At 41.0% G+C, this 24,565-nt stretch carries 36 protein-coding genes and 1 pseudogene; 35 read left to right on the top strand and 2 right to left on the bottom strand.

What is annotated here, in order from left to right; genetic code table 11:
- Positions 1-42: 42 nt before the first annotated feature.
- Complete coding sequence (locus CSB87_RS07355) at positions 43-1,233, bottom strand: PLP-dependent transferase (RefSeq protein ID WP_031953379.1); 1,191 nt, start codon at positions 1,231-1,233, stop codon at positions 43-45.
- A 168-nt stretch (positions 1,234-1,401) separates the two neighbouring features.
- Between CSB87_RS07355 and CSB87_RS07350 the strand changes: the two genes are divergently transcribed.
- From CSB87_RS07350 to CSB87_RS07205, 30 genes and pseudogenes are all read left to right on the top strand, one after another.
- Positions 1,402-2,130: a type 1 glutamine amidotransferase gene (locus CSB87_RS07350; protein ID WP_004711809.1), complete on the top strand. Its 729-nt coding sequence runs from the start codon at positions 1,402-1,404 to the stop codon at positions 2,128-2,130.
- A gap of 252 nt (positions 2,131-2,382) precedes the next feature.
- A complete protein-coding gene (gene rpsJ, locus CSB87_RS07345) occupies positions 2,383-2,694 on the top strand; it encodes a 30S ribosomal protein S10 (RefSeq protein ID WP_000070912.1) in 312 nt (103 codons plus the stop codon).
- A gap of 57 nt (positions 2,695-2,751) precedes the next feature.
- A complete protein-coding gene (gene rplC, locus CSB87_RS07340) occupies positions 2,752-3,390 on the top strand; it encodes a 50S ribosomal protein L3 (protein ID WP_002049740.1) in 639 nt (212 codons plus the stop codon).
- 11 nt (positions 3,391-3,401) lie between these two features.
- Positions 3,402-4,004 (top strand): 50S ribosomal protein L4, encoded by a 603-nt coding sequence (gene rplD / locus CSB87_RS07335; RefSeq protein WP_002049755.1) that lies wholly within the window; start codon positions 3,402-3,404, stop codon positions 4,002-4,004.
- Positions 4,001-4,321, top strand: coding sequence for a 50S ribosomal protein L23 (rplW, locus tag CSB87_RS07330; protein WP_002049693.1), 321 nt, complete (start codon positions 4,001-4,003; stop codon positions 4,319-4,321). Before rplD ends, rplW begins: the two co-directional genes overlap by 4 nt.
- Before the next feature lie 11 nt (positions 4,322-4,332).
- A complete protein-coding gene (gene rplB, locus CSB87_RS07325; RefSeq protein WP_002049686.1) occupies positions 4,333-5,157 on the top strand; it encodes a 50S ribosomal protein L2 in 825 nt (274 codons plus the stop codon).
- A gap of 13 nt (positions 5,158-5,170) precedes the next feature.
- Positions 5,171-5,446, top strand: coding sequence for a 30S ribosomal protein S19 (gene rpsS, locus CSB87_RS07320; protein WP_001138119.1), 276 nt, complete (start codon positions 5,171-5,173; stop codon positions 5,444-5,446).
- Between the two features lie 11 nt (positions 5,447-5,457).
- Positions 5,458-5,787, top strand: a complete 330-nt coding sequence (gene rplV / locus CSB87_RS07315; protein ID WP_001982638.1) for a 50S ribosomal protein L22 — start codon at positions 5,458-5,460, stop codon at positions 5,785-5,787.
- Between the two features lies 1 nt (position 5,788).
- Positions 5,789-6,605: pseudogene (rpsC, locus tag CSB87_RS07310) on the top strand (30S ribosomal protein S3).
- Entirely contained in the window at positions 6,545-6,958 is a 414-nt protein-coding gene (gene rplP, locus CSB87_RS07305) for a 50S ribosomal protein L16 (RefSeq protein WP_002049688.1), read from the top strand. Before rpsC ends, rplP begins: the two are co-directional and overlap by 61 nt.
- Positions 6,958-7,155, top strand: a complete 198-nt coding sequence (gene rpmC, locus CSB87_RS07300; RefSeq protein ID WP_000849928.1) for a 50S ribosomal protein L29 — start codon at positions 6,958-6,960, stop codon at positions 7,153-7,155. Before rplP ends, rpmC begins: the two co-directional genes overlap by 1 nt.
- A complete protein-coding gene (gene rpsQ, locus CSB87_RS07295) occupies positions 7,152-7,409 on the top strand; it encodes a 30S ribosomal protein S17 (protein WP_001291845.1) in 258 nt (85 codons plus the stop codon). The genes rpmC and rpsQ overlap by 4 nt, the downstream gene beginning before the upstream one ends.
- Positions 7,410-7,501: 92 nt before the next feature.
- Complete coding sequence (gene rplN, locus CSB87_RS07290) at positions 7,502-7,870, top strand: 50S ribosomal protein L14 (RefSeq protein ID WP_001982634.1); 369 nt, start codon at positions 7,502-7,504, stop codon at positions 7,868-7,870.
- Between the two features lie 9 nt (positions 7,871-7,879).
- Positions 7,880-8,197: a 50S ribosomal protein L24 gene (gene rplX, locus CSB87_RS07285; RefSeq protein ID WP_002049703.1), complete on the top strand. Its 318-nt coding sequence runs from the start codon at positions 7,880-7,882 to the stop codon at positions 8,195-8,197.
- A gap of 15 nt (positions 8,198-8,212) precedes the next feature.
- Positions 8,213-8,749 (top strand): 50S ribosomal protein L5, encoded by a 537-nt coding sequence (gene rplE / locus CSB87_RS07280; RefSeq protein ID WP_002049698.1) that lies wholly within the window; start codon positions 8,213-8,215, stop codon positions 8,747-8,749.
- A gap of 9 nt (positions 8,750-8,758) precedes the next feature.
- The gene (gene rpsN / locus CSB87_RS07275) at positions 8,759-9,064 is read left to right on the top strand and encodes a 30S ribosomal protein S14 (RefSeq protein ID WP_002049689.1); all 306 of its coding nucleotides are present in this window, start codon (positions 8,759-8,761) and stop codon (positions 9,062-9,064) included.
- Positions 9,065-9,075: 11 nt separating this feature from the next.
- The gene (rpsH, locus tag CSB87_RS07270; RefSeq protein WP_002049732.1) at positions 9,076-9,471 is read left to right on the top strand and encodes a 30S ribosomal protein S8; all 396 of its coding nucleotides are present in this window, start codon (positions 9,076-9,078) and stop codon (positions 9,469-9,471) included.
- Positions 9,472-9,484: 13 nt separating this feature from the next.
- Positions 9,485-10,018, top strand: coding sequence for a 50S ribosomal protein L6 (gene rplF / locus CSB87_RS07265; RefSeq protein ID WP_002049709.1), 534 nt, complete (start codon positions 9,485-9,487; stop codon positions 10,016-10,018).
- Between the two features lie 14 nt (positions 10,019-10,032).
- Complete coding sequence (gene rplR, locus CSB87_RS07260; protein WP_002049741.1) at positions 10,033-10,383, top strand: 50S ribosomal protein L18; 351 nt, start codon at positions 10,033-10,035, stop codon at positions 10,381-10,383.
- Positions 10,384-10,385: 2 nt separating this feature from the next.
- Positions 10,386-10,883, top strand: coding sequence for a 30S ribosomal protein S5 (rpsE, locus tag CSB87_RS07255; RefSeq protein ID WP_001141025.1), 498 nt, complete (start codon positions 10,386-10,388; stop codon positions 10,881-10,883).
- A 6-nt stretch (positions 10,884-10,889) separates the two neighbouring features.
- Positions 10,890-11,066, top strand: a complete 177-nt coding sequence (gene rpmD / locus CSB87_RS07250; RefSeq protein ID WP_000849088.1) for a 50S ribosomal protein L30 — start codon at positions 10,890-10,892, stop codon at positions 11,064-11,066.
- A gap of 3 nt (positions 11,067-11,069) precedes the next feature.
- The gene (gene rplO, locus CSB87_RS07245) at positions 11,070-11,510 is read left to right on the top strand and encodes a 50S ribosomal protein L15 (RefSeq protein ID WP_002049750.1); all 441 of its coding nucleotides are present in this window, start codon (positions 11,070-11,072) and stop codon (positions 11,508-11,510) included.
- Positions 11,511-11,555: 45 nt separating this feature from the next.
- Positions 11,556-12,875, top strand: coding sequence for a preprotein translocase subunit SecY (gene secY, locus CSB87_RS07240; RefSeq protein WP_170318186.1), 1,320 nt, complete (start codon positions 11,556-11,558; stop codon positions 12,873-12,875).
- A gap of 20 nt (positions 12,876-12,895) precedes the next feature.
- Positions 12,896-13,012, top strand: coding sequence for a 50S ribosomal protein L36 (gene rpmJ, locus CSB87_RS07235; protein WP_000867907.1), 117 nt, complete (start codon positions 12,896-12,898; stop codon positions 13,010-13,012).
- A 107-nt stretch (positions 13,013-13,119) separates the two neighbouring features.
- Entirely contained in the window at positions 13,120-13,476 is a 357-nt protein-coding gene (rpsM, locus tag CSB87_RS07230) for a 30S ribosomal protein S13 (protein WP_000090816.1), read from the top strand.
- A gap of 19 nt (positions 13,477-13,495) precedes the next feature.
- Positions 13,496-13,882 carry a 30S ribosomal protein S11 gene (gene rpsK, locus CSB87_RS07225; RefSeq protein WP_001040166.1) on the top strand — a complete coding sequence of 129 codons (387 nt, stop codon included), beginning with the start codon at positions 13,496-13,498 and terminating at the stop codon, positions 13,880-13,882.
- A 12-nt stretch (positions 13,883-13,894) separates the two neighbouring features.
- Positions 13,895-14,521 (top strand): 30S ribosomal protein S4, encoded by a 627-nt coding sequence (rpsD, locus tag CSB87_RS07220; RefSeq protein ID WP_002049716.1) that lies wholly within the window; start codon positions 13,895-13,897, stop codon positions 14,519-14,521.
- 17 nt (positions 14,522-14,538) lie between these two features.
- Positions 14,539-15,546 carry a DNA-directed RNA polymerase subunit alpha gene (locus tag CSB87_RS07215; protein ID WP_002049752.1) on the top strand — a complete coding sequence of 336 codons (1,008 nt, stop codon included), beginning with the start codon at positions 14,539-14,541 and terminating at the stop codon, positions 15,544-15,546.
- An 18-nt stretch (positions 15,547-15,564) separates the two neighbouring features.
- On the top strand, positions 15,565-15,942 hold the full coding sequence (gene rplQ, locus CSB87_RS07210; RefSeq protein WP_002049717.1) for a 50S ribosomal protein L17: 378 nt from the start codon (positions 15,565-15,567) through the stop codon (positions 15,940-15,942).
- Between the two features lie 180 nt (positions 15,943-16,122).
- Positions 16,123-17,613 (top strand): flavin-containing monooxygenase, encoded by a 1,491-nt coding sequence (locus tag CSB87_RS07205; protein WP_006580692.1) that lies wholly within the window; start codon positions 16,123-16,125, stop codon positions 17,611-17,613.
- 48 nt (positions 17,614-17,661) lie between these two features.
- Here the strand turns inward: CSB87_RS07205 and CSB87_RS07200 are convergent, their stop codons facing one another.
- Positions 17,662-18,834, bottom strand: coding sequence for an acyl-CoA dehydrogenase family protein (locus CSB87_RS07200; protein WP_031953375.1), 1,173 nt, complete (start codon positions 18,832-18,834; stop codon positions 17,662-17,664).
- 189 nt (positions 18,835-19,023) lie between these two features.
- Here CSB87_RS07200 and CSB87_RS07195 point away from each other — a divergent pair, with 189 nt between their 5' ends.
- The 5 genes from CSB87_RS07195 to CSB87_RS07175 all read left to right on the top strand — a co-directional run bounded on the left by CSB87_RS07195 (position 19,024) and on the right by CSB87_RS07175 (position 24,563).
- Positions 19,024-19,281, top strand: a complete 258-nt coding sequence (locus CSB87_RS07195) for a succinate dehydrogenase assembly factor 2 (protein ID WP_002049719.1) — start codon at positions 19,024-19,026, stop codon at positions 19,279-19,281.
- A gap of 6 nt (positions 19,282-19,287) precedes the next feature.
- Positions 19,288-19,677 (top strand): hypothetical protein, encoded by a 390-nt coding sequence (locus CSB87_RS07190; RefSeq protein WP_031953374.1) that lies wholly within the window; start codon positions 19,288-19,290, stop codon positions 19,675-19,677.
- A gap of 767 nt (positions 19,678-20,444) precedes the next feature.
- The gene (locus CSB87_RS07185; RefSeq protein ID WP_002049690.1) at positions 20,445-21,530 is read left to right on the top strand and encodes a hypothetical protein; all 1,086 of its coding nucleotides are present in this window, start codon (positions 20,445-20,447) and stop codon (positions 21,528-21,530) included.
- A gap of 83 nt (positions 21,531-21,613) precedes the next feature.
- Positions 21,614-22,180, top strand: coding sequence for a rhombosortase (gene rrtA, locus CSB87_RS07180; protein WP_004711824.1), 567 nt, complete (start codon positions 21,614-21,616; stop codon positions 22,178-22,180).
- 187 nt (positions 22,181-22,367) lie between these two features.
- A complete protein-coding gene (locus CSB87_RS07175; RefSeq protein WP_006580689.1) occupies positions 22,368-24,563 on the top strand; it encodes a TRAP transporter large permease subunit in 2,196 nt (731 codons plus the stop codon).
- The last annotated feature ends 2 nt before the right edge of the window (positions 24,564-24,565 follow it).

Raw genomic sequence — 24,565 nt, 5'->3', positions numbered from 1 at the left:
TATTTTTATCCCTTGGAGCGAGCCACTATTGATGTTGTCGTTTTACAAATGTTTTAGTGCATTTTCGATATCTTGAATTAAATCTTGAGGATCTTCTAGCCCTATACACAAACGAACCAATAAACCTTGTTGTAAATGTGTATTCTCAAGTTTCCTCATCATTTTTAAATCATAAAGCATAACCAGACTAACCGGTCCGCCCCAGCTAAAGCCAAGTTTAAATAACTTAAGAGCGTCACAAAAACGGCGTACTGCTGAAATATCATAGTCAGGTTTAAATATGACACTGACTAATCCTGCACTCTTACCTGTAGTGCAAATCTCTTGCCAATATTGATGACCTGGAGAAGCTTTATCGCTTGGATGTAGAACCTGTGCAAATTGAGGCTGTTGCTTTAACCATTCCAATAAGGTTTTTGCATTATCTGATTGCTGTTTATATCGTAGTGACATATGTGCAAGGCTGCGCTGAACTTGTGCTGCATCATCTCCTGAGATAGCAATACCTAGAATGGCATGTGTACGGAACAGGCGGTGATACAGTTTTTCATCACGTGTTACAACACTTCCCATTAAAATATCACCACCACCACTTGGATATTTTGTTAGCGCATGTACGGTTAGATCTACCGACAAGTGCTCATCAGAGAAATCAAAAGCATTAAATACAAGTCCAGCTCCCCAAGTATTATCTAAAGCAGTTACAACTCCATGTGACTTAGCTTTTTTAACGAGTTCTTTAAGATCGGGAAATTCAAGAGTCACTGAACCTGCTGCTTCTAACCATAAGAGCTTGGTTTTTTCAGTCGGCTTAAAACTTGATACATCAATTGAATTATAAATTTTGACACTAATACCATATTGATCTTTTAAGTGGTTTAGATGCTCTAGATTTGGGCCATATATATTGTCCGGGACCCAAACTTCATCGCCTGTTGCTAAAAAAGCAGAGTTAACTAAGTTAATTGCAGATAAACCGCTGGGTGCAAGTAAACAGTACAAGCCACCTTCAATTTGAGCAATATTGTCGCCTAAGGTAAATGTGGTTGGCGTACCGTGCGTTCCATAACTGTAATCATAAGGGTCGGTCCAGTGACGGTCAAAAAGGTGCGTAGTTGATTTAAAAATAATAGTCGATGCACGAAATAAGGGAGGTTGCACAGTTTCAATAAATTGTGGTGCTTTTCGTGGTGCATGAATGAGTCGGGTTTGGAAATTGTTATGCTTTTTCATGGGGCGCTATGCTTTAAATAATAAGATTAGATTAAGAGAAAACTGATTTATTCGCCAGATTTTTGGTTAATTCTAAGATGTTTCGTTACTACTGTAACATTCACTAAAAACTTGGCTTTATTTTTGCAAAGATCAAACCAACATTCTAACAACAATAGGTTTAAGCGCATGAAGTCGCATTTACGTGTTCACTATTTTCAACATATTGCTGGCGAAGGTTTTGGAAGTTGCTATTCGTTTTTAAAAGCGCATCACGCCACTATTAGCTCTACAGAATTCTTTGCACTTCCCGTAGATCGGTCACTTGAAATAGAAGCTTTACCTCGTATTGAAGAAGTTGACTTACTACTAATTATGGGTGGAACCATGAGTGTAAATGACGAGGCAAACTATCCATGGCTTAAAATAGAAAAAAGATGGTTGCGTCGATATTTGGCAGCAGGGAAACCAGCAATAGGTCTTTGCTTGGGTGGGCAGCTAATTGCGAATGCATTGGGTGCAGCAGTAAGCCGTAATCGTTATCAAGAACTAGGATGGTCGACAGTTCAAAGAGTTGCAAACTTACCACAAGAAAGTTTTCCGCTACCTGAAGAAATCAATGTGATGCAGTGGCATAGTGAAACATTTGAAATACCTAAAGGAGCTATACGTTTGGCTGAGAGCATTGCTTGCCGTAATCAAATGTATCAGATTGGGAAAAATGTATTAGGTTTTCAATTTCATCCGGAAATGACACCAGCAGCTTTACAGCTTTTACTGGAAAATGAAGAAGAGCTATCTATTTTTGACGGAGAATATGTTCAATCTGCACATGAACTGCAATCTTCAGAAGCACAGAAATTTGAACAAGGTAATCAACTCTTAAATAAAGCAATTGAGTTTGTAATAAATGCATAGAATGAATTATTAATACGTAGCTAAAGTGGAATTTGAGCAAAAAATAGAAAAAGAGAATTGCATAAGACTTAAACAATCGTTATAATGAGCGACCCTCAAGAAGAGGGCATTTACTGCGAAGAAAGTAGTAAATGTGCATTACAGTCGTGGCATCGATCACGACCTTGGTGATTATCACTGCCTTTGACACTTACCAATAGGTGAGATGCGTCAAAGGTGATTCTTTATATATTTGGCTTGGAGTTTACTGGTATGTCTAACCAGAGAATTCGTATCCGTCTTAAGTCTTTTGATCATCGTCTGATTGATCAATCTGCTCAAGAGATCGTAGAAACCGCTAAGCGTACCGGCGCACAAGTTTGTGGTCCAATTCCGATGCCTACTCGCATCGAACGCTTCAACGTTCTTACTTCACCGCACGTTAACAAAGATGCGCGTGACCAGTACGAAATCCGCACCTACAAACGTTTGATCGACATCGTTCAACCTACAGATAAAACTGTTGATGCATTGATGAAGTTAGATCTTGCAGCTGGTGTTGATGTTCAGATCGCTTTGGGTTAAGGCTTTCGGTTAATTAACGATTAGTTAATTAGGCCGCTTTTTTAGAGGTTTATGCACATGGCTATTGGTTTAGTCGGTCGCAAATGTGGTATGACTCGCATCTTTACAGATGCTGGTGTTTCTGTACCTGTTACAGTCATCGAAGTCGATCCAAACCGCATTACGCAAATCAAAACACTTGAAACTGATGGTTATCAAGCTGTTCAAGTAACTACCGGTGAACGTCGCGAATCTCGCGTAACTAACGCTCAGAAAGGTCACTTCGCGAAAGCTGGTGTTGCTGCTGGTCGCTTGGTTAAAGAATTCCGTGTTACTGAAGCTGAGCTTGAAGGTCGTGAAGTTGGCGGTACTATTGGCGTTGATTTGTTCACAGTTGGTCAAATTGTTGACGTAACTGGTCAATCAAAAGGTAAAGGTTTCCAAGGTGGTGTTAAACGTTGGAACTTCCGTACCCAAGACGCTACTCACGGTAACTCAGTTTCTCACCGTGTATTAGGTTCTACAGGTCAAAACCAAACTCCTGGACGCGTGTTCAAAGGCAAAAAAATGGCTGGTCACTTAGGTGATGAACGCGTAACAGTACAAGGTCTTGAAATCGTATCTATTGACGCTGAACGTTCTGTTTTAGTTGTTAAAGGTGCAATTCCTGGTGCAACTGGCGGTGACGTAATTGTACGTCCTACCATCAAGGCCTGAGGGGAAATACCGTGAATTTGAAAACTGTTTCCGGCTCTGCTGTTGAATTGTCTGAAGTTGCTTTCGGACGTGAATTTAACGAGGCTCTTGTACACCAAGTTGTTACTGCTTATTTAGCAGGTGGTCGTCAAGGTACTCGTGCTCAAAAATCGCGTGCAGACGTTTCTGGCGGTGGTAAAAAACCATTCCGTCAAAAAGGTACTGGTCGTGCTCGTGCGGGTTCTATTCGTAGCCCTATCTGGGTTGGTGGCGGTAAAACTTTTGCTGCTCGTCCACAAGATTGGTCTCAAAAAGTAAACCGTAAGATGTACCGCGGTGCAATGCAATGTATCTTAGCTGAACTTGTTCGCCAAGATCGCCTTGTATTAGTTGAAGAGTTTGCTGTTGCAGCTCCAAAAACTAAAGAATTGCTTGCAAAACTTAACGACTTAAATGCTGCTCGTGCATTAATCGTTACTGACGCTGTAGATGAGAACTTATATCTTGCAGCACGTAACCTTCCACATGTAGATGTGGTAGATGCAACTGCAATCGATCCTGTAAGCTTGATCGCGTTTGATAAAGTTGTGATGTCTGTAGCTGCTGCTAAGAAAATTGAGGTAGAACTCGGATGAACAACGAACGTATCTATCAAGTCCTTAAAGGACCAGTCTTCTCAGAAAAGGCACAAGTTTTAGGTGATACTGTTGGTGTTCAAGTATTTAAAGTAGACATCAATGCTACTAAACTTGAAATCAAAAAAGCAGTTGAAAAACTTTTTGGTGTAGAAGTTGTTAAAGTTAACACAACTATTACTAAAGGTAAGACTAAGCGCTTTGGTCGTACATTAGGACGTCGTTCTGATGTTAAAAAAGCATACGTCACCCTGAAAGCCGGCCAAGATGTTGAAATGGCTGACTTGGGCGATACCGCTGAAAGCGCAGCGGAATAAGGACGAAAATTATGCCGATTCAAAAATGTAAGCCAACGTCTCCAGGACGTCGCTTTGTAGAGAAAGTGGTTCATGACCATCTTCACAAAGGCGCTCCTTACGCACCGTTGGTTGAAGCTAAAAAACGTACTGGTGGTCGTAATAACAACGGTCACATTACTACTCGTCACGTTGGTGGTGGTCATAAACAACACTACCGTATCGTTGACTTCAAACGTAACAAAGACAGCATCCCAGCTGTTGTAGAGCGTATTGAATACGATCCAAACCGTACAGCACATATTGCTTTATTGAAATATGCTGACGGTGAGCGTCGTTATATCATTGCACCTAAAGGTTTACGTGCTGGCGATAAAGTACAATCTGGTAACGATGCTCCAATTCGTCCAGGTAACTGCTTGCCACTTCGTAATATGCCGATCGGTTCTACACTTCATAACGTTGAACTTAAAATTGGTAAGGGTGCACAATTAGCGCGTTCTGCTGGTGCTTCTGTTCAGTTGTTGGGTCGTGATGGTTCTTACGCGATTATTCGTCTTCGTTCAGGCGAAATGCGTAAAGTGCATGTTGAATGCCGCGCTGTAATTGGTGAAGTTTCTAACCAAGAAAACAACCTTCGTTCATTGGGTAAAGCTGGTGCTTCACGCTGGCGTGGTGTTCGTCCTACCGTACGTGGTATGGCGATGAACCCGATTGACCACCCACACGGTGGTGGTGAAGGGCGTAACAAAGGTATTCAACCTGTAAGCCCATGGGGTCAAAAAGCTAAAGGGTACAAGACACGTACCAATAAGCGTACGACTAAGATGATTATTCGCGACCGTCGCGTCAAGTAAAGGAATCTGACTAATGCCTCGTTCTCTGAAAAAAGGCCCATTCGTCGATGCGCACTTGTTCGCTAAGGTTGAAGCGGCTGTTGCTAGTAACTCTCGCAAGCCGATCAAAACTTGGTCTCGTCGTTCGATGATCCTTCCAGATTTTGTTGGTTTAACAATCTCTGTTCATAATGGTCGTAATCACGTTCCAGTAATTGTTACTGAGCATATGGTTGGTCATAAACTCGGTGAATTCGCGCCAACTCGTACCTATCGTGGTCACGGTGTTGACAAGAAATCTAAACGTTAATAGGTGTCATGATGGAAGTAACTGCTAAATTACGCGGTGCCGCTATCTCGGCACAAAAAGCACGTTTGGTTGCAGATCTTATTCGCGGCAAATCTGTTGCGCATGCTTTAAACATCTTAAACTTCAGCAATAAAAAAGCTGCTGTTTTAGTAAAAAAAGCATTGGAATCTGCGATTGCAAACGCTGAACACAATAACAGTTTAGATGTTGACGATCTTAAAGTTTCTACGATTTACGTTGATGAAGGCATGAGCCTTAAACGTATTATGCCACGTGCTAAAGGCCGTGCAGATCGTATTACTAAGCGTACTTGTCACATCACCGTTAAGGTAGGGGTTTGATATGGGTCAGAAGGTTCATCCAATCGGTATCCGCCTAGGTGTTGTGAAACGTCATAACGCTAACTGGTATGCGAATCCGAAACAATACGCTGAATACTTGCTTAAAGATCTTCAAGTTCGTGAGTTTTTAACTAAAAAACTTAAGAATGCGATGGTAAGCAATATTCTTATCGAACGTCCATCAGGCGCTGCTAAAGTAACTATTAGCACAGCTCGTCCTGGTATCGTAATCGGTAAAAAAGGCGAAGATATTGAGAAATTACAGCGCGAACTTACCAGCATTATGGGTGTTCCAGCGCAAGTAAGTATCAACGAAATTGATCGCCCAGACTTAGATGCGCGTTTAGTTGCTGAAGCAATTGCTTCTCAATTAGAAAAGCGTGTTATGTTCCGTCGTGCTATGAAGCGTGCGGTTCAAAACACTATGCGTGCTGGTGCTAAAGGTATCAAAGTTGAAGTGTCTGGCCGTTTAGGTGGTGCAGAGATTGCTCGTACAGAATGGTATCGTGAAGGTCGTGTACCTTTGCATACATTACGTGCAGACATTGACTATGCAACTATGCGTGCAGAAACAACTTACGGTACGATTGGTGTTAAAGTTTGGATTTTCCGTGGCGAGATCTTAGGTGGCATGAAACAAGTCATGAACCCTGCTCCTGCTGAAGATCGTCCAGCTAAACGTGGTCGTGGTCGTGGTGAAGGTCAAGAGCGTCGTGGTCGTCGCGGTGACCGTGCTGCTGACAAGGGAGAATAATCCATGTTGCAACCTAAACGTACCAAATTCCGTAAAGTGCACAAAGGCCGTAACACTGGTCTAGCGCATCGTGGTAGTACAGTATCATTTGGTTCGATTGCAATTAAAGCAACTGAACGTGGTCGTATGACTGCGCGTCAGATTGAAGCTGCACGTCGTACTATTAGCCGCCGTATTAAGCGTGGTGGTAAAATCTTTATTCGCGTATTCCCGGATAAACCAATTACTCAAAAGCCTCTTGAAGTGCGTATGGGTAAAGGTAAGGGTAGCGTGGAATACTGGGTTTGCCAGATCCAACCAGGTAAGATCCTGTACGAAATTGAAGGTGTGAACGAAGAATTAGCGCGTGAAGCATTTGCTTTAGCTGCTGCTAAACTTCCGTTTAAAACCACTATCGTGACTCGGACGGTAATGTAATGAAAACTAAAGATCTACGTGAAAAATCGGTAGAAGAGTTGAAAGCTTTGCTTGATGAGCAGCAGCTTAACCAATTCCGTCTTCGTATGGCGAAAGCAACTGGTCAGTTGGGTAAATCGCACGAAGTGCAAGTTGCTCGTAAGACAATTGCTCGTATTAAGACACTCCTTACCGAAAAACAGGGGAACGGACAATGAGTGAAAAAACAGTCCGCACGTTAACCGGCAAAGTCGTAAGTGACAAAATGGATAAATCTATTGTTGTTCTTATTGAACGCCGCGTTCAACACCCGTTGTATGGCAAGTCAATTCGCCGTTCAACTAAGTTACACGCTCATGATGAGAACAACGTTGCTAAAATTGGTGATGTTGTAACCATTAAAGAAAGCCGCCCAATTTCTAAAACTAAAGCTTGGACTTTAGTGGAAGTAGTTGAAGCAGCTGCTGAGTAATTCGACGTTCTTGTTGCATCATCGGTCAATTTCGAGTATTCTTTGAGCCTTTCGAAATTGTGACCGGTGATGCTCGGTTTTGGAGTAGGGCAATGATTCAAACCGAAACTATGCTCGACGTAGCAGACAACAGTGGTGCTCGCCGCGTACAATGTATTAAAGTACTTGGTGGTTCACATCGTCGTTATGCTTCTGTTGGCGACATTATTAAAGTTACTGTAAAAGAAGCAATCCCACGCGCACGTGTTAAAAAAGGTGACGTGATGAATGCGGTTGTAGTTCGTACTAAATTCGGCATTCGTCGTCCAGATGGTTCTGTGATCCGTTTTGATGATAATGCTGCAGTTATTTTGAACAACAACAAAGCTCCGATTGCTACTCGTATCTTCGGACCAGTGACTCGTGAACTTCGTACTGAACAGTTCATGAAAATCATTTCATTGGCTCCTGAAGTTCTATAAGAGGCAATCATGGCTAAGATTAAAAAAGGCGATCAAGTTATCGTGATCGCAGGTAAAGAAAAAGGCAAACAGGGTACTGTGTTGTCTGTTTCTGAAGACCGCGTTAAGGTTGAAGGCCTTAACTTAGTGAAGAAGCATCAAAAGCCTAACCGTGTAACTGGCGCTGAAGGCGGTGTAGTTACTCAAGAAGCTTCGCTTCATATTTCAAACGTGGCAATTTTAAATGCTACAACCCAGAAGGCTGACCGTGTTGGTTACCAAGTGATTGATGGCGTGAAAACTCGCGTTTATAAATCAAATGGTGAATCAGTGGCGGTAGCGAAGTAATAGGTTGAAAAGGCAATGGCCAGACTTAAAGCACGTTACAACGATGAACTTAAAGCAAAGTTAAAAGAAGAACTTGGCATTAAGAACGTGATGGAAATTCCACGCATCACAAAAATTACCCTAAACATGGGTGTAGGCGCAGCTGCAACTGATAAGAAATTATTAGATGGCGCTGTAGTCGACATGCAATTAATTGCTGGTCAAAAACCAGTAATTACACTTGCTCGTAAATCTATCGCAGGTTTCAAAATCCGTGATGGTTGGCCAATTGGTTGTAAAGTTACTTTACGTGGCGACCAAATGTACGAATTCTTGGACCGTTTGATCTCTATCGCAATCCCTCGTATCCGTGACTTCCGTGGTTTCTCTTCGAAATCATTTGATGGTCGTGGTAACTACTCAATGGGTTTGAAAGAGCAAATCGTTTTCCCTGAAATCGATTTCGATAAGATTGATCGTATTCGTGGTATGGATATTACCATTACTACGACTGCTCGCACCGATGACGAAGGCCGTGCGCTTATGCGTGCATTCGGCTTCCCGTTCAAATAAGAGGTCGATATGGCTAAGAAAGGTATGATTAATCGCGAATTGAAACGCGAAAAAACAGTTGCTAAATACGCTGCAAAACGTGCTGAATTAAAAGCTACAATTGCAAACGTAAACGCAAGTGAAGAAGAGCGTTTCGAAGCGATGTTAAAGTTACAAGCATTGCCACGTAATGCATCTCCGGTACGTCTTCGTAACCGTTGTGGTTTAACTGGTCGTCCTCATGGTTACTTCCGTAAGTTCGGTTTAAGCCGTAACAAATTACGTGACACAGTAATGCAGGGTGATGTACCAGGCGTTGTTAAGGCAAGCTGGTAAGGAGCGACTAAATGAGTATGCAAGATACCGTTGCCGACATGCTAACACGTGTTCGTAACGCACAAATGGCTAAGAAACAAACAGTTTCTATGCCTTCTTCTAAGTTGAAAGTTGCAATTGCAAACGTACTTCAACAAGAAGGTTATATTTCAAATGTAGAAGTTGCTCAAGAAGAGACAAAATCTACTTTGACAATTACTTTAAAATATTTCGAAGGCAAACCAGTTATCGAAATGGTTAAGCGCGTAAGCCGTCCAGGTCTTCGCCAATACCGTGGTAAAGATAAACTTCCAAGCGTTAAGCAAGGTTTAGGTATTGCAATTGTTTCTACAAGCAAAGGCATCATGACTGATCGCGCTGCACGTGCTGCAGGCGTTGGTGGTGAAGTTATTGCTTTTGTTTCTTAATAGGTGATTCCTCATGTCTCGTGTGGCTAAAGCCCCAGTAACTGTACCTAATGGTGTAGCAGTTACTCAGAACGGCCGGCAGGTCGAAGTGAAAGGCAGCAAAGGTACATTGTCTTTCAACCTGCATGCGCTGGTCGAGCTAAAACAGGAAGAAGGTAAACTTCAACTTGCTCCAGTTAAAGAATCGAAAGATGCTTGGATGCAAGCTGGTACTGCTCGCGCTGTATTGAACAACCTTGTAAAAGGTGTTAGCGAAGGCTTCGAACGTAAGTTACAGCTAGTTGGTGTTGGTTATAAAGCTGCGGTTAAAGGTACTGTTGTAAACCTTAACCTTGGTTATTCACACCCAATTGACTACGCTTTACCAGAAGGTGTAACAGCGGAAACTCCAACTGCAACTGAAATCATTTTGAAATCAGCAAACAAGCAGTTGTTAGGTCAAGTAGCGGCAGAAATCCGTGCGTACCGTGCTCCTGAACCATATAAAGGTAAAGGTGTTCGTTATTCGGATGAAGTCATTCTTCGTAAAGAAGCTAAGAAGAAATAAGGCGCGAGGTTCTTATGAACGAAAAGAAACAATCCCGTTTGCGTCGTGCGAAAAGCACACGCTTGCACATTCGTGCATTGGGTGCGACTCGTTTGTGTGTAAACCGCACTCCGCGTCACATCTATGCTCAAGTTATTTCAGCAGATGGTGGCAAAGTTTTAGCGCAAGCTTCAACTTTGGATGCATCTTTACGTAGCGGTACTACAGGTAATGTAGATGCAGCTACTAAAGTAGGTGCTTTAATCGCAGAGCGCGCGAAAGCAGCTGGTGTAACTAAAGTTGCATTTGACCGTTCTGGTTTTAAATATCATGGTCGTATCAAAGCCTTGGCTGATGCTGCTCGTGAAAACGGCTTGGAGTTCTAATCATGGCTAAAGTTGAACAAAACGAAGGTCTTGTTGAAAAGCTGGTTGCCGTTGATCGTGTAGCCAAAGTTGTTAAGGGCGGTCGTATCTTCTCTTTCACAGCATTAACTGTTGTGGGTGATGGTAATGGTCGTGTTGGTTTTGGTCGTGGTAAAGCACGTGAAGTTCCTGCTGCTATTTCTAAAGCACTTGAAGCTGCTCGTCGCAACATGATCACTGTAGACCTTGCTGGTACTACTTTACAACACCCTGTGAATGCTCGTCATGGTGCAAGCCGTGTATACATGCAACCTGCTTCAGAAGGTACTGGCGTAATCGCTGGTGGTGCAATGCGTGCCGTTCTTGAAGCTGCAGGTGTACATAACGTACTTGCTAAATGTTATGGTTCTACAAATGCTGCTAACGTAGTAAACGCAACTTTTAAAGGTTTGCGTGATATGACTTCTCCTGAGAAAGTCGCTGCGAAACGTGGTAAATCAGTAGAAGAAATTCAAGGGTAATCAATCATGAAAACGATTAAAGTTACCCAGACTAAATCTTCTTCACATCGCTTGAAAAATCACAAGCTTTGCTTACAAGGTTTAGGTCTGCGTCGTATTGGTCATACTGTAGAAGTGCAAGATACGCCTTCTAACCGTGGTATGATCAACAAAGTCTACTATATGGTTAGTGTAGAGGAATAAGCCATGACTCTGCGTTTAAATGAGCTTGCACCTGCAGAAGGTGCAAAACGTGAACACCGTCGTTTAGGCCGTGGTATCGGTTCTGGCGTTGGTAAGACTGGTGGCCGTGGTGTCAAAGGTCAAAAATCACGTAAAAGTGGTGGCGTTCGTCCAGGTTTCGAAGGCGGTCAAACAGCGATTTATCGTCGTTTACCTAAATTCGGTTTCACTAGCCAAATCGCTTTAAAAACTGCTGAAGTACGTTTGTCTGAGTTAACTAAAGTGGAAGGCGACATTGTTAGCCTTGAAACTTTAAAAGCTGCGAATGTTGTTCGTCGCGATCAAATTCGTGCTCGTATCGTGCTTTCTGGTGAAATCACTCGTGCATTCACTGTTCAAGGTGTTGCATTGACTAAAGGCGCTAAAGCTGCAATTGAAGCAGCTGGCGGTAAAGTCGAGGAGTAATCTCGAGTGTCTATGTCTCCTAGTTCTTCAGGTCATGTCAACATGATGAAAGGTCAGCCATTTCATGTGAAATACCGTGAAATTATTCGCCGGATGAGTTTTCTAATCGGTGCATTGCTGGTCTTTCGACTAGGAGCGCATATTCCAGTACCAGGCATTAATAATGCTGCGTTAGAAAATTTATTTCATGCAAACCAAGGAACTATTCTTGGGCTATTCAATATGTTTTCTGGCGGTGCTTTAGAGCGAATGTCGATTCTTGCTTTAGGGATCATGCCTTATATTTCTGCATCTATTATTGTGCAGTTAATGTCAACAGTGATTCCTTCTCTTGAAGCCTTGAAAAAGGAAGGGGAGCAAGGTAAGCGAAAAATTAATCAATATACGCGTCAAGGTACATTACTACTTGCAGTGGTTCAGGCAGTAGGTATGTGTGCAGGCCTTATTGGTCAGGGTATTACTCTGTCTACAGGACTTGCATTCTATATACCTGCAGTTACATCACTTATCGCTGGAACTATGTTCTTAATGTGGTTAGGTGAACAAATCACTGAAAGAGGTATCGGTAATGGTATCTCAATGATTATTTTTGCAGGTATTGTAGCTGGTTTGCCTAAGTTAATTATGCAATCAGTGTCATCTGTAGATAATGGTCAAACAAGTTTAATTGGTCTTGTTATCTTTGGTCTTTTGTCTCTTGGTGTATTGGCTGCGATTGTGTTTATTGAAAAAGCACAGCGTCGTATTCCAGTAAACTATGCACAGAAGCAGCAAGGGCGTCGTATATTTACAGCTCAGCAAACACATCTACCATTAAAAATTAATATGGCTGGTGTGATTCCTGCGATTTTTGCAAGTTCTTTACTATTGTTCCCAGCAAGTCTTGGACAATGGGTGGGTAGTGCAGATCCGAATGCTGGTTTAATTAAACGTAGCTTACAAGATTTAGCTTTGGTATTGTCGCCTGGACAGCCTTTGTATTTGGTGCTCTTTGGTGCGTTAATTATCTTTTTCTGTTACTTTTACACGGCTTTAGTATTTAGCCCTAAGGAAGTATCAGAAAATCTAAAACGCAGCGGAGCTTATGTGCCTGGTATTCGCCCAGGTGAGCAAACTGCTCGTTACTTAGATCATATTCTTAATCGTTTGACGTTTATTGGTGCGATTTATATTACAGTCATTTGTTTGATGCCAATGATTCTACAAAGTTCTTTTGGTATTCCATTCTATTTGGGTGGTACCTCATTACTGATCGTAGTCGTTGTTGTTATGGACTTTATGGCTCAGCTACAAGCGCATTTAACATCTCATCAATATGACAATCAAACATTAATGAGAAAAACGACTGCTCATCCTAAGGGATAAGCGCACTTAGAGGTTTCATCATGAAAGTACAAGCTTCTGTAAAGAAAATTTGTGGTAGCTGTAAAGTTATCCGTCGTAATGGGGTTATTCGCGTGATTTGTAGCGCAGAACCTCGTCATAAGCAGCGTCAAGGTTAATCTAATCAAGACCTGTTGATTTCAGTAGGCGAATTGGGTTAATATCCGCCCCTCAAGATTTTTGTGGGGCGGTTGATTATCTCTACTGCCTTTTTGGAGAAAAGTGAATGGCTCGTATTGCCGGTGTAAACATTCCGGATAACAAGCATGCTGTTATCTCCCTCACTTACATCTTTGGTATCGGTCGCCACACTGCTAAGAATATCTTAGCTACAGTTGGTATTACTGAGACTACTAAGATCCGTGAGTTGGACGATGCTCAGCTTGATGCGATTCGTGCAGAAGTTGCTAAGGTTCCTACCGAAGGTGACTTACGTCGCGAAATTTCCATGAACATTAAACGTTTAATGGATTTAGGTTGCTATCGTGGCCTTCGTCATCGTCGCAGCTTGCCTGTCCGTGGTCAACGCACCAAAACTAACGCACGTACCCGTAAAGGTCCGCGCAAACCGATTAAAAAGTAAGATTTCTGGAAGCTAAAAGATGGCTAAAGATACTCGCACACGCAAGAAGGTCACTCGTACCGTCTCTGAAGGTGTTGCACACATTCACGCGTCTTTTAATAACACCATTGTTACGATTACCGATCGTCAAGGTAATGCATTGGCTTGGGCCACCTCAGGTGGACAAGGCTTCCGTGGTTCACGTAAATCAACTCCGTTTGCTGCTCAGGTAGCTGCTGAAGTTGCTGGTAAAGCAGCTTTAGATTACGGTTTGAAAAACCTTGACGTCCTTGTAAAAGGTCCTGGTCCAGGTCGTGAGTCTGCGGTTCGTGCATTAGGCGCAGTGGGTTATAAGATTAACAGCATTACCGATGTGACTCCAATTCCTCACAACGGTTGCCGTCCACCTAAAAAACGTCGCGTGTAAGGAGAAACATTCATGGCTCGTTATATTGGTCCAAAATGCAAACTCTCTCGCCGCGAAGGGACAGACCTGCAACTTAAATCTGGCGTTAAACCATTTGACGTCAAAACTAAAAAAGCTAACAAAGCACCTGGTCAACACGGTCAGGCTCGCGGTGGTAAGCAATCTGAGTATTCACTACAATTACGTGAAAAACAAAAAGTCCGTCGTATTTACGGTGTGTTAGAGCGTCAATTTAGTAACTACTATAAAGAAGCAGCTCGTGTAAAAGGCGCAACTGGTGAGAACTTGTTGAAATTGCTTGAAAGCCGTCTTGATAACGTTGTTTATCGCATGGGTTTTGGTTCTACACGTGCAGAAGCTCGTCAGTTAGTAAGTCACCGTAGCATTACTTTGAATGGTCGTCGTGTAAACATCGCATCTATTCAAGTTAAAGCGGGTGATGTAATTGCGGTTCACGAAGGTGCTAAACAACAATTGCGTATCAAAAACGCGATTGAATTAGCTGCTCAACGTGGTATTCCAGCTTGGATTGATGTTGATCATTCTAAACTTGAAGGTACGTTTAAAGCTGCACCAGATCGTTCTGATTTACCTGCTGAAATCAACGAAAGCTTGATTGTAGAATTGTATTCTAAATAATCCTTGAGGTAGCAATAATGACGCGTACTGCAAACGAGTTTCTCACTCCGCAAGCGATCAAGGTCGAAGCGGTAAGCGGGACCTCGGCAAAAGTGATTCTAGAACCTTTAGAGCGTGGTTTTGGCCATACTCTAGGTAATGCTTTACGTCGCATTCTATTGTCTTCTTTACCTGGCGCTGCTGTGGTTGAAGTAGAGATAGAAGGTGTCGAGCACGAGTACAGTACTTTAGAAGGCTTGCAGCAGGACATCGTCGAGCTCTTGCTGAACCTAAAAGGATTGTCTATTAAGCTGTTCGATCAAAATGAAGCTTATTTAACATTAGAAAAACAAGGTCCTGGCGATATTACTGCTGCCGACCTTCGTTTACCTCATAATGTTGAAGTGGTTAACCCAGATCATTTAATCGGTACTTTGAGTGCTTCAGGTTCATTAAAAATGCGCTTGAAAGTTGCTCAAGGTCGTGGTTATGAAACTTCTGATTCTCGTTTCCCTGAAGGTGAAACACGTCCTGTAGGTCGTTTGCAATTAGATGCTTCTTATAGCCCAATTAAACGTGTTTCTTACACCGTTGAAAATGCGCGTGTTGAACAACGTACCGATTTAGATAAGCTGGTAATCGACCTTGAAACAAATGGAACGGTTGATCCTGAAGAAGCAATCCGTAAAGCGGCAACAATCTTGCAACAACAAATTGCAATTTTTGTTGATCTTCAGAAAGACCAAACTCCAGTTGCTCAAGAGCCTCGTGAAGAAGTTGACCCAATCTTGCTTCGCCCAGTAGATGATCTAGAGCTTACTGTTCGTTCTGCTAACTGTTTGAAAGCAGAAAATATTTACTACATTGGTGATCTCGTTCAACGTACTGAAGTTGAGTTGTTAAAAACTCCTAACCTTGGTAAAAAATCGTTAACAGAGATCAAAGATGTTTTGGCATCGAAAGGCTTACAACTCGGTATGCGTCTTGAAAACTGGCCACCAGCTAGTCTTCGTATGGACGACCGTTTTGCCTATCGTAGCCGTTAATTAAGTAGGACTATCACCATGCGTCATCGTAATAGTGGTGTGAAATTAGGCCGTACAAGCAGCCATCGTAAAGCGATGTTCCAAAACTTGGCTAATTCTTTATTTGAACACGAGTTGATCAAAACAACTGTTCCTAAAGCTAAAGAATTACGTCGTGTTGCTGAGCCTTTAATCACTCTAGCAAAAAACGATACTGTAGCAAATCGTCGTTTAGCATTTGCTCGTACTCGTAATGCTGCAACTGTTGGTAAATTATTTACCGTACTCGGCCCTCGTTACAAAGAACGTAACGGCGGTTATCTACGTGTTCTTAAAGCGGGCTTCCGTGCTGGTGATGCAGCACCGATGGCTTACGTTGAGCTTGTAGATCGTGAAGTGAACACTTCAGCTGAATAATTGATATTATTCGGAAAAGGCCGGCTTTATGCCGGTCTTTTTTATTTTCTGGGAACTATAAAAATAAAAAATGTCCTCAAGTGACATAAAAAAACGGATAAACGGTCAAACTTGACATTGTGTATTGTCAAAATTGTGCTTTAATAAAGTCATATTCTCAACAATGGGTATAAAAATAAAATGGAAAAGCAAGTTGATATTCTAATCATTGGTGCCGGCATTTCAGGAATCGGAGTGGCTGCCCATTTATCTAAAAATTCTCCGCAGCGTCAGTTTGAAATTTTAGAGCGTCGTGAATCTTTTGGTGGGACTTGGGACCTCTTTCGTTATCCTGGTATTCGTTCAGACTCAGATATGTCAACTTTTGGTTTTAACTTTAAACCATGGCGTAAAGCAAATGTATTAGCTGATGGAGCTTCTATTAAAGGATATTTAGGCGAAGTTATTGATGAATTTAAATTAAAAGAAAAAATTCATTTTGGTCATCGTGTACTTTCTGCAAATTATGATTCTTCATCTAAGAAGTGGAATGTTGTTGTCGAAGACAGTAATAAAAAACAGCAGACTTGGGTAGCCAACTTTGTTGTAGGTTGTACAGGTTATTATAATTATGATCAAGGCTATGCGCCGACATTCCCAAATCAAGATGCTTTCAAAGGTCAACTTATTCATCCGCAGCATTGGCCAGAGAATTTAGACTACACGGGTAAGAAAGTAGTAATTATTGGTAGTGGAGCTACTGCAATTACTTTAGTACCAGCTATGTCAAAAGGTGGCGCAGGTCATGTGACGATGCTACAACGTTCACCGACTTATATTGCTTCTGTTCCGTCTATTGATTTCATCTATGAAAAAACACGTAGATTTATGTCTGAAGAGGCGGCTTATAAATTTACACGTGCACGTAATATTGGTATGCAACGGGCAATTTATGCATTGTCTCAAAAGCATCCGAAGACAGTTCGTCGTTTACTCTTAAAAGCAATTGAAATGCAGCTTAAGGGTAAAGTAGATATGAAACATTTTACACCTTCATATAACCCTTGGGATCAGCGTTTGTGTGTGGTACCTGATGGTGATTTATTTAAAATTCTTCGTGAAGGTAAGGCGAGTGTTGAAACTGATCAAATTGAAAAATTTACTGAGACCGGTATTCAATTAAAATCAGGTAAACATCTTGATGCAGATATCATTGTTTCTGCAACTGGTTTACAGGTTCAAATCATGGGCGGTGTGCAGGCAACTATTGATGGAGAGCCAGTTAAATCATCTGAACACATGCTTTATAACGGCGTGATGCTCAGCGATGTACCAAATATGGCGATGATTATTGGCTATGTAAATGCTTCGTGGACATTAAAAGTTGATATTGCAGCAGATTATATCTGTCGTTTATTAAACTATATGGATAAGAATAATTATGATGAAGTCATCCCATCTGGTGATAAGACTGTGATGGAAGAGGACACAGTCATGGGTAGCTTATCATCTGGTTATATTAGTCGTGCTGCTGACGTGATTCCTAAACAAGGTAAACAAGCACCATGGCAGGTAACTAATAATTATCTTGAAGACCGAAAATCATTAAAAAATGCAAAATTTGATGATGGTGTTCTACGCTTTCATAAGCATTCAGAAGTTACTACACGTAAACCCAAGTTAGTATCTTGATATTCAAATATAAAAAGGAGGCTATAAGCCTCCTTTTTATCGTGAAGATTAAAGAGTTCTAGAGATTAGTTCTTTCATAATTTCATTGGTACCTGCATAGATACGGTTTGCTCGGTGATCGATGTAAGCGCGAGCAATTGGATATTCCAGCATATAGCCATAACCACCATGTAATTGAAGACATTCATCTACAACTTTTGAGAACATATCTGAAATTTTATATTTTGCAGCTGCAGCTGCTTCAATACTCAATTTTTCATCGAGTTGTAATTCCATACAACGATCTAAATAGGTACGGCAGAAATCAATTTCTGTACGTAATTCTGCGAGTTTGAAACGTGTATTCTGGAAAGCACTAATTGGCTTGCCAAATGCTTTACGATCTTTTGTATATTGAACAGTATGAGCAAACGCTGCTTCTGCACCAGCTTGGCAGATAATTGCCACCAACATACGCTCCCATGCTAATTCTTTCATGAGCATAATAAAGCCCATACCTTCCATGCCTAAAAGATTTTCTTTAGGAACACGGACGTTGTCGAAGAAAAGTTCACATGTATCTTGGCCTTTCATGCCAATTTTGTTGAGTGGCTTACCTTTAGTAAAACCTGCACGATCAGCTTCAACAATAATAAGTGATAAATTGGCAGAGCCTTTATCACTGTTGCCTGTTTTACAAACAACGATAGCCATATCGCACAAATAACCATTGGTAATAAATATTTTTGAACCATTAATGACATATTCATCGCCATCAAGAACAGCAGTCGTTCTCACAGCTTGTAAATCGGATCCTGTTCCTGGCTCGGTCATGGCAATCGCGGTTACTGTTTCACCAGTCGCCATTTTAGGGAGCCATTTTTGCTTTTGTTCTTCGTTTCCAAAATTATTGATATAGTTCGCGACAATATCGGAATGCAGTGAAAAACCTGTACTTGAGTCCATTGCATAGGCTTGTTCTTCAATAAGAATCATACTGTATAGGCGGTCAACACCTGAGCCACCGTATTGTTCAGGCATGGTTGTGCACAGTAAGCCTAAGGCACCAGCTTTATTCCAAAGATCTCGGTCAACATGTTGTTGTTTTTCATATTTTTCAGTATTTGGTACAACTTCTTTTTCATAAAACTTGCGTACAGTTTCTCGGAAAGCTTCATGTTCTTCATTTAATAGACGGCGAGGTAACATATTTGGAATGGGACGAATAGCACCAGATTGCATTGTATTTCTTCCTTGGTTTGGGCTTGATGTTATAAGTCTAAACATACGGGAAGCTTACTAGGTCTAACAATGTGATGAATGCTCATTTATAGCTATGAAGTGATAAGTTTGGTCAATTTGAGATTTTTAGCGAACTTTCTTATGTGATCAGGTAAACTAGGCGCACTATCAACGCAGATGGGGAAATAAATGTCTGAAGAAATGACCTTGGAAGAACGTAAAGTAGTTTATCGCGCACGCCGCGGTTTAAAGGAAATTGATGTCTATTTTGACCCGTATGTGAAAAATTATTATTTAAAGGCAGATCCAGCAGAAAAAGCATTATTTGCTGAATTAGTAGAGCAGGAAGATCCTGATTTACTTGACTGGTTTATGGAAGTATCTGAACCGCCGCGTACAGAATTACGTGATTTTATTCATAAATTAAAGCATTATGTTCATGGCTGATTAGTTTTGGTCAACCATTTGAATTTCAAACTGAAATATAGCCGTTTTGCGATTATATTTCAGTTTTTTATTGGCTTAAGTTTGGTAATTCTATTTTATCAACTCCTACCAATATTATGGTGGTTGGTTACGGTCAGTTTACTATTCATAAGTTTTATTTTCTTTTTAAAGCGGCCACAGCTCGCTCAAATTGCTCATTTAGATCAAAAATTATGGTCACTTAGCTTTCATTCAGAACAAACAATTTCTCGGGTAGAGATTTTAAAAATAATTGATTATCAGATTTTCATAGTGGTCTATTTTGAAGGGCATAAGACATTAACTTCTGTTATTTGGTTTGATCAAATGCCTCTATCTCAGTGGAAACAACTTAAAACCTTAGAAAAATTTTATTAATTGTTAGACAATTCTACATTTGTATATTTATTTAAAAGCATTAAAAATCAAATAATTAATATTTATTTCTTTTCAGGAAATTTAAATTGTCTAGTTAAAATACAGAAAAAAGAGCAAGAAAGCTAATTGTCGGACAATTTCTCAATATGGTTATTATTCTATCGGTTAAAGTACAAACACCAATGTAAAGTGTGTCGGAGGTCTCAAATGGAGATGCCAACATGGTCGTTCTTGGTCATTGCCATCATTCTGGCAGTGGTGATAGGAAGAGCAGGAACTTTACTCAGGGAACATCTTAATAAAGCTAATTATAGCAAAGTTAAGAGACAGAGGATGCAAAGGTCGTCGGTCAGTCAATAGTTTAATTGGTTAATCGATTAATTTCATCAAGTGTCCAGTTTTACTGGGTGCGAATGTAGTAAGGAGGTCTCTCATGGAGATTTCAATGTGGATGTTTCTGTTAATTGCAGTTGTTATGGCTGTAGTAGTAGGAAGAGCAGGAACTTTACTCAAGGATTATATAGAACAACAATAATATAAGCCGTTAAAAGCTTATCCCAGTTAATAAGTAGCATGTGCTGAACCGTCGCAATGCTACTTTTTTTTGCCTAAAATTTTTGTTTGCCTGAAAAACTGTCAATTTTATCTGCTGTGAAGTGTGTCAAAGTATAAGCGCTACAATTAGAGTAATTACTCTTTTATTCAAGATATGCATCTGCTAATGTACATCTGAAAAGGAAAAAACAAATTACATCGAGGACAGGAAGATGTCTAAAGTCCAAAAAATAAGCCAAGGTTTGGCGATGAGTTTTCTTGCAGCTTCAGTTTTATCAGGTTGTTCATACGTCGTGAAAAGTGGAGCAAATGTTGCTTTAGGTTTTACGGAAAAGCACGTTGTTCCACCTATTTTAGCAATGCAAGATGCTGAAATGGTTTGTAATACTGGTAGTGCCTTAACTCCTGCAATCATGTCGACTAAGGGTATGGGTGCAGATCCTACTCGTGTTGCTGTCTTAATGTATGCTGCTTCAGGTGTATGCGCGGAAAACCAAGCATTAGAACAGGAGCTACGTTACTTGCGCGCTTCAAAAGCAGGACAGGTAACAGAAGCTCAAGATGCACGTATTGCGCAGAAGCGTTGGGCTGCTATTGCTGCTGAACGCCAATATACCGGCTATAAATTATTCGCTGATCGTTGGGAATCTAAATATAAGTACCATTTAGGTGACTCATGTCCAACTATGCGTAGTGATACTGATCAGACTGTATATCTACTTGGAATGATCAGCGGTCTTCAAGCGGTGACGAATGATATTAACTCAGGTGGTTCTGTCAATGTTCCGAAAGATATCGCTGCTATTGTAGAGCGTGGTATGGTCTGCCTTGATAACCAAAAGTTCTGGGGGGCACCAAATGCAACACGTGCGGTGATCTGGACTTTATTACCAGGGGCTAACGAAGGTAAGCCTGATCCGTATGAGACTTTAAAACAGTCAGTCCAAATTGGTGAACAAAAAGGTGTTCGTTTGTCTCACGCACTCTATGCTGTAGCTGCTCAGGCGAGTGGTGACGATGCAAAAATCCGTGATGCATTAAAAACATATGCAGCATCTCAAGCAGATGATAAACCAGTTAATCCGAACTTTAAGTTAATTGATAGTATGGCTGGTTTAATCGTTCGTGGCATTTCTGACCGTTACTGGACTGAGCATACCGGTGTTCGTACAGGCGATGGTGGTATGTCTCATTTCTGGGATGAGAAAAACGAAGGTTCAGCAGAACTGGATGAGTTATTTGATGGTGGGGCTGCATCAGAAGTTCCAGCTGACTCAACAACTGCACCTGCACAGTAAAAAGATCTGAAGAAACTCACTCCTTGCGTTACTACTGATTTTCGTATTAATCGTAAGGAGTTCAGTTTTAAAAGGAGTGTGCTATGAAAGATCATGTACTCAATAAAAAAGTGCTTTTGGTCGCAGGGTGCATTTCTGTTTCTGCATGTCTACAGGTATTTCCAGACTATTTTATTTATTGGCGCGAAAGCTTACTTGGTGAATTTTGGCGTTTGTGGACAGCACACTGGGTACATGTCGGCTGGATTCATTTTTTATTAAATATGATGGCATTTGCATGTTTGCCCTTCATATTTCCGCATACCAAAGTGTGGCATATTTTAAGTCTTCTTTTTCTTCTGCCGCCTTTTATTAGTTTGGTTTTCTATTTTTATTTGCCTTATATCGATGCATATGCCGGTCTATCTGGAGTGCTCCATGGGCTGTATACGGCTGTTGCTTTAGTTTATTTGCAATACCGTAAAGAGCGGAATTTTGCATTACTGGTTTTAGGTTTAATTATCGCCAAGCTAATTTGGGAAAATACATTTGGTCAAACAGGCACAGCACAGCTGATTGGAAGTCCTGTTTTAACCGAAGCTCATTTATATGGGGCGATAGGCGGTGCAATCTTTGGAGGATGCTATTGGCTAATACAAAGATTCAAATAGAAAGATTGACAATACAAACTGTTAAAAAAGAGATTTTAGTCATTCTTTATTGATAAAGTTTGATGCAAATTTGATCGTTGAATAAAGGGATTGGTAGAAGGGGAATGGACGATACCCCTGACCAAGGAAATTGCATGACTCAAAGCCTTTGTTATGAGGGATTTGAGAGAACAAAATTGGAATATTTATGCAAGAATATCAAGAAAAAAGATCTGGATTAGGTCTGCTGGGTTATGTATGGAACGAATGGATCTCAACATTCGTGATCCTCATTTTGTTATTAATGACGCTCATAATTGGTACCGGGGAAATGATCCACGGACAATTATTACGTATCGGGGAACGCCTTTATGGTGACCCTGCTTCAGGCATGCAATATTCGTTTTTGCGTGCTGAGCCTGAAAAGCCATCTTGTGATCGACACCCAAATATTGATGCTCAAGTAAAAGAGCAAATGAAAGCGAATGCATCTGATGATTTCGCAAGCTTCTTTGGTGCAGCTTCAGAAAGTGATGTCCGTGCATCCTTACTAGCAGCACAGCAGCAATGTGAAGATAAATATTTGGCTTATGATAAAACCATTAAATATATTGAAGCACATCCAGGGGTACGTACATATCGTACGATTGAAACGGGTTTCTTTGGTATATTTAAATTTGGTACAGAAAATCGCGCAATTTTGCTGGTCTTTATGGTTTTGATTTCAGCGATTACTGCATCGTTAAAGTTTCACCATATTGGTTTACGTAACCCTGCAACAAAGCTGGACTACAAAGTGTATGCCTTCTTTATGTTGCTTGGTAATGCATTGCTCAGTTCTTCAGTAATTAGCCAGTACCGTTCTGTGATTAATTCAGGGGTTTCTCCAACTCATGAAACAATCATTATTTATTGGTTATGGATGATCTTGTTTGTCATTCTGACCTTAATTAGCCTTTATCAGCTATTTGTTTCCCCTGCGCCAAAACGTGAGGGTGGCAATATTGGCCTAGCTTTATTATGTGTACCTTTGTATGCGTATATGGCTGTGATTACAGGTGTAGCTTTTACGTTCTTTATGGATTATCCAATGGGCCAAGGGATTTACCTAGGTCAGTTGGTAGAATTCTCGGGCATTTTCTTAAACCTTGCCTTATTTATTTGGGCGGGTATGTTGCTCACGCAAACACGTGTTATGGATTTATTCCTAAACGTACTTCGTCCATGGAATCTGGCACCAGAAACTTTAACTTGGTTAATTTTAATCGCTGCTGCTGTGCCGACTGCTTATACGGGCGCTTCTGGAATTTTCGTTATCGCAGCCGGTGCGATTATTTATAAAGAAGTTTGGAATGCTGGTGCTCGCCGTCAATATGCACTTGCTGTATCTGCAATGTCTGGTTCACTAGGTGTAGTGGTGCGTCCTTGTCTTTTGGTAGTTTTAATCGCCATGTTGGACAGCCGTCATGTTACATCTGATGAATTATTTGGACATGGTATTTATGTCTTCTGGTTAACTGCATTTATTTTCTTGGGTGTCTCTCTTTTCTTGGCAGAAGAGAAATTCCGCGTGAACTCGCCGAAAGTAGCACTTCCAGGTATGGCGCGTGCTTTTGTACCTGTTATTCCATACATCTTGATCACTGTAGTTGTTCTTGCATTTTATAAATATGCATTAGATACCGGAATGAACGAATTTACTGCACCAGTAATTCTGCCACTCGTGCTGATTGCAATGATCTTGTACGATAAAATGGTTATGCCTAAAGAGGCACCAGCTTTAAATATTCATGAAGCAATTGTTCGTGAACATGAGAAAAAATCTCCATTTTTACAGTCACACGATCCGCATAGTTCACAGTTCCGTCTAGGTTTTGGTGGAGCATTACGTTTTGCAACATCAGAAACAGTTGGACATATTGGTGCACTTATTATTTTGATGGCATTGTCAGCAAGTGTGGGTGGTTTAATCGAGCGTACCGAAATTGTTGAAATGTTGCCGACTCATTTGGGTAATATTTATATTTCGCTCGCATTTATTGCATTACTACTTGCCATTATTGGTATGTGTACCGATCCATTTGGTGCGGTAATTTTAGTAGCAGCAACAATTGCACCTGTAGCCTACGAAAATGGTATTCATCCAATTCACTTCTGGATGATTGTATTGGTTGCATTCGAGTTTGGTTATGTAACCCCACCAGTTGCCTTGAACCATCTATTGACGCGGTTATCCGTTGGTGATGATGAGGTAAATGCTGCCGATGCAGAAGCGAAAGAGAAGTACACAAGTTTCTATTACCGTTATGAACGTTGGTTATTACCAATTATTGTTTTGTTCTCATCATTGGTATTAGTCACTTATGCTCCATTAGTTCTCAAACTATTTGGTTGGTACCAATAGTC

This window comes from Acinetobacter sp. AR_0276, from assembly GCF_003000705.1.
Taxonomy (GTDB): Bacteria; Pseudomonadota; Gammaproteobacteria; order Pseudomonadales; family Moraxellaceae; genus Acinetobacter; species Acinetobacter nosocomialis.
Note: the sequence above shows the minus strand (reverse complement) of the source record. Positions and strands in the feature narration are given on the sequence as shown.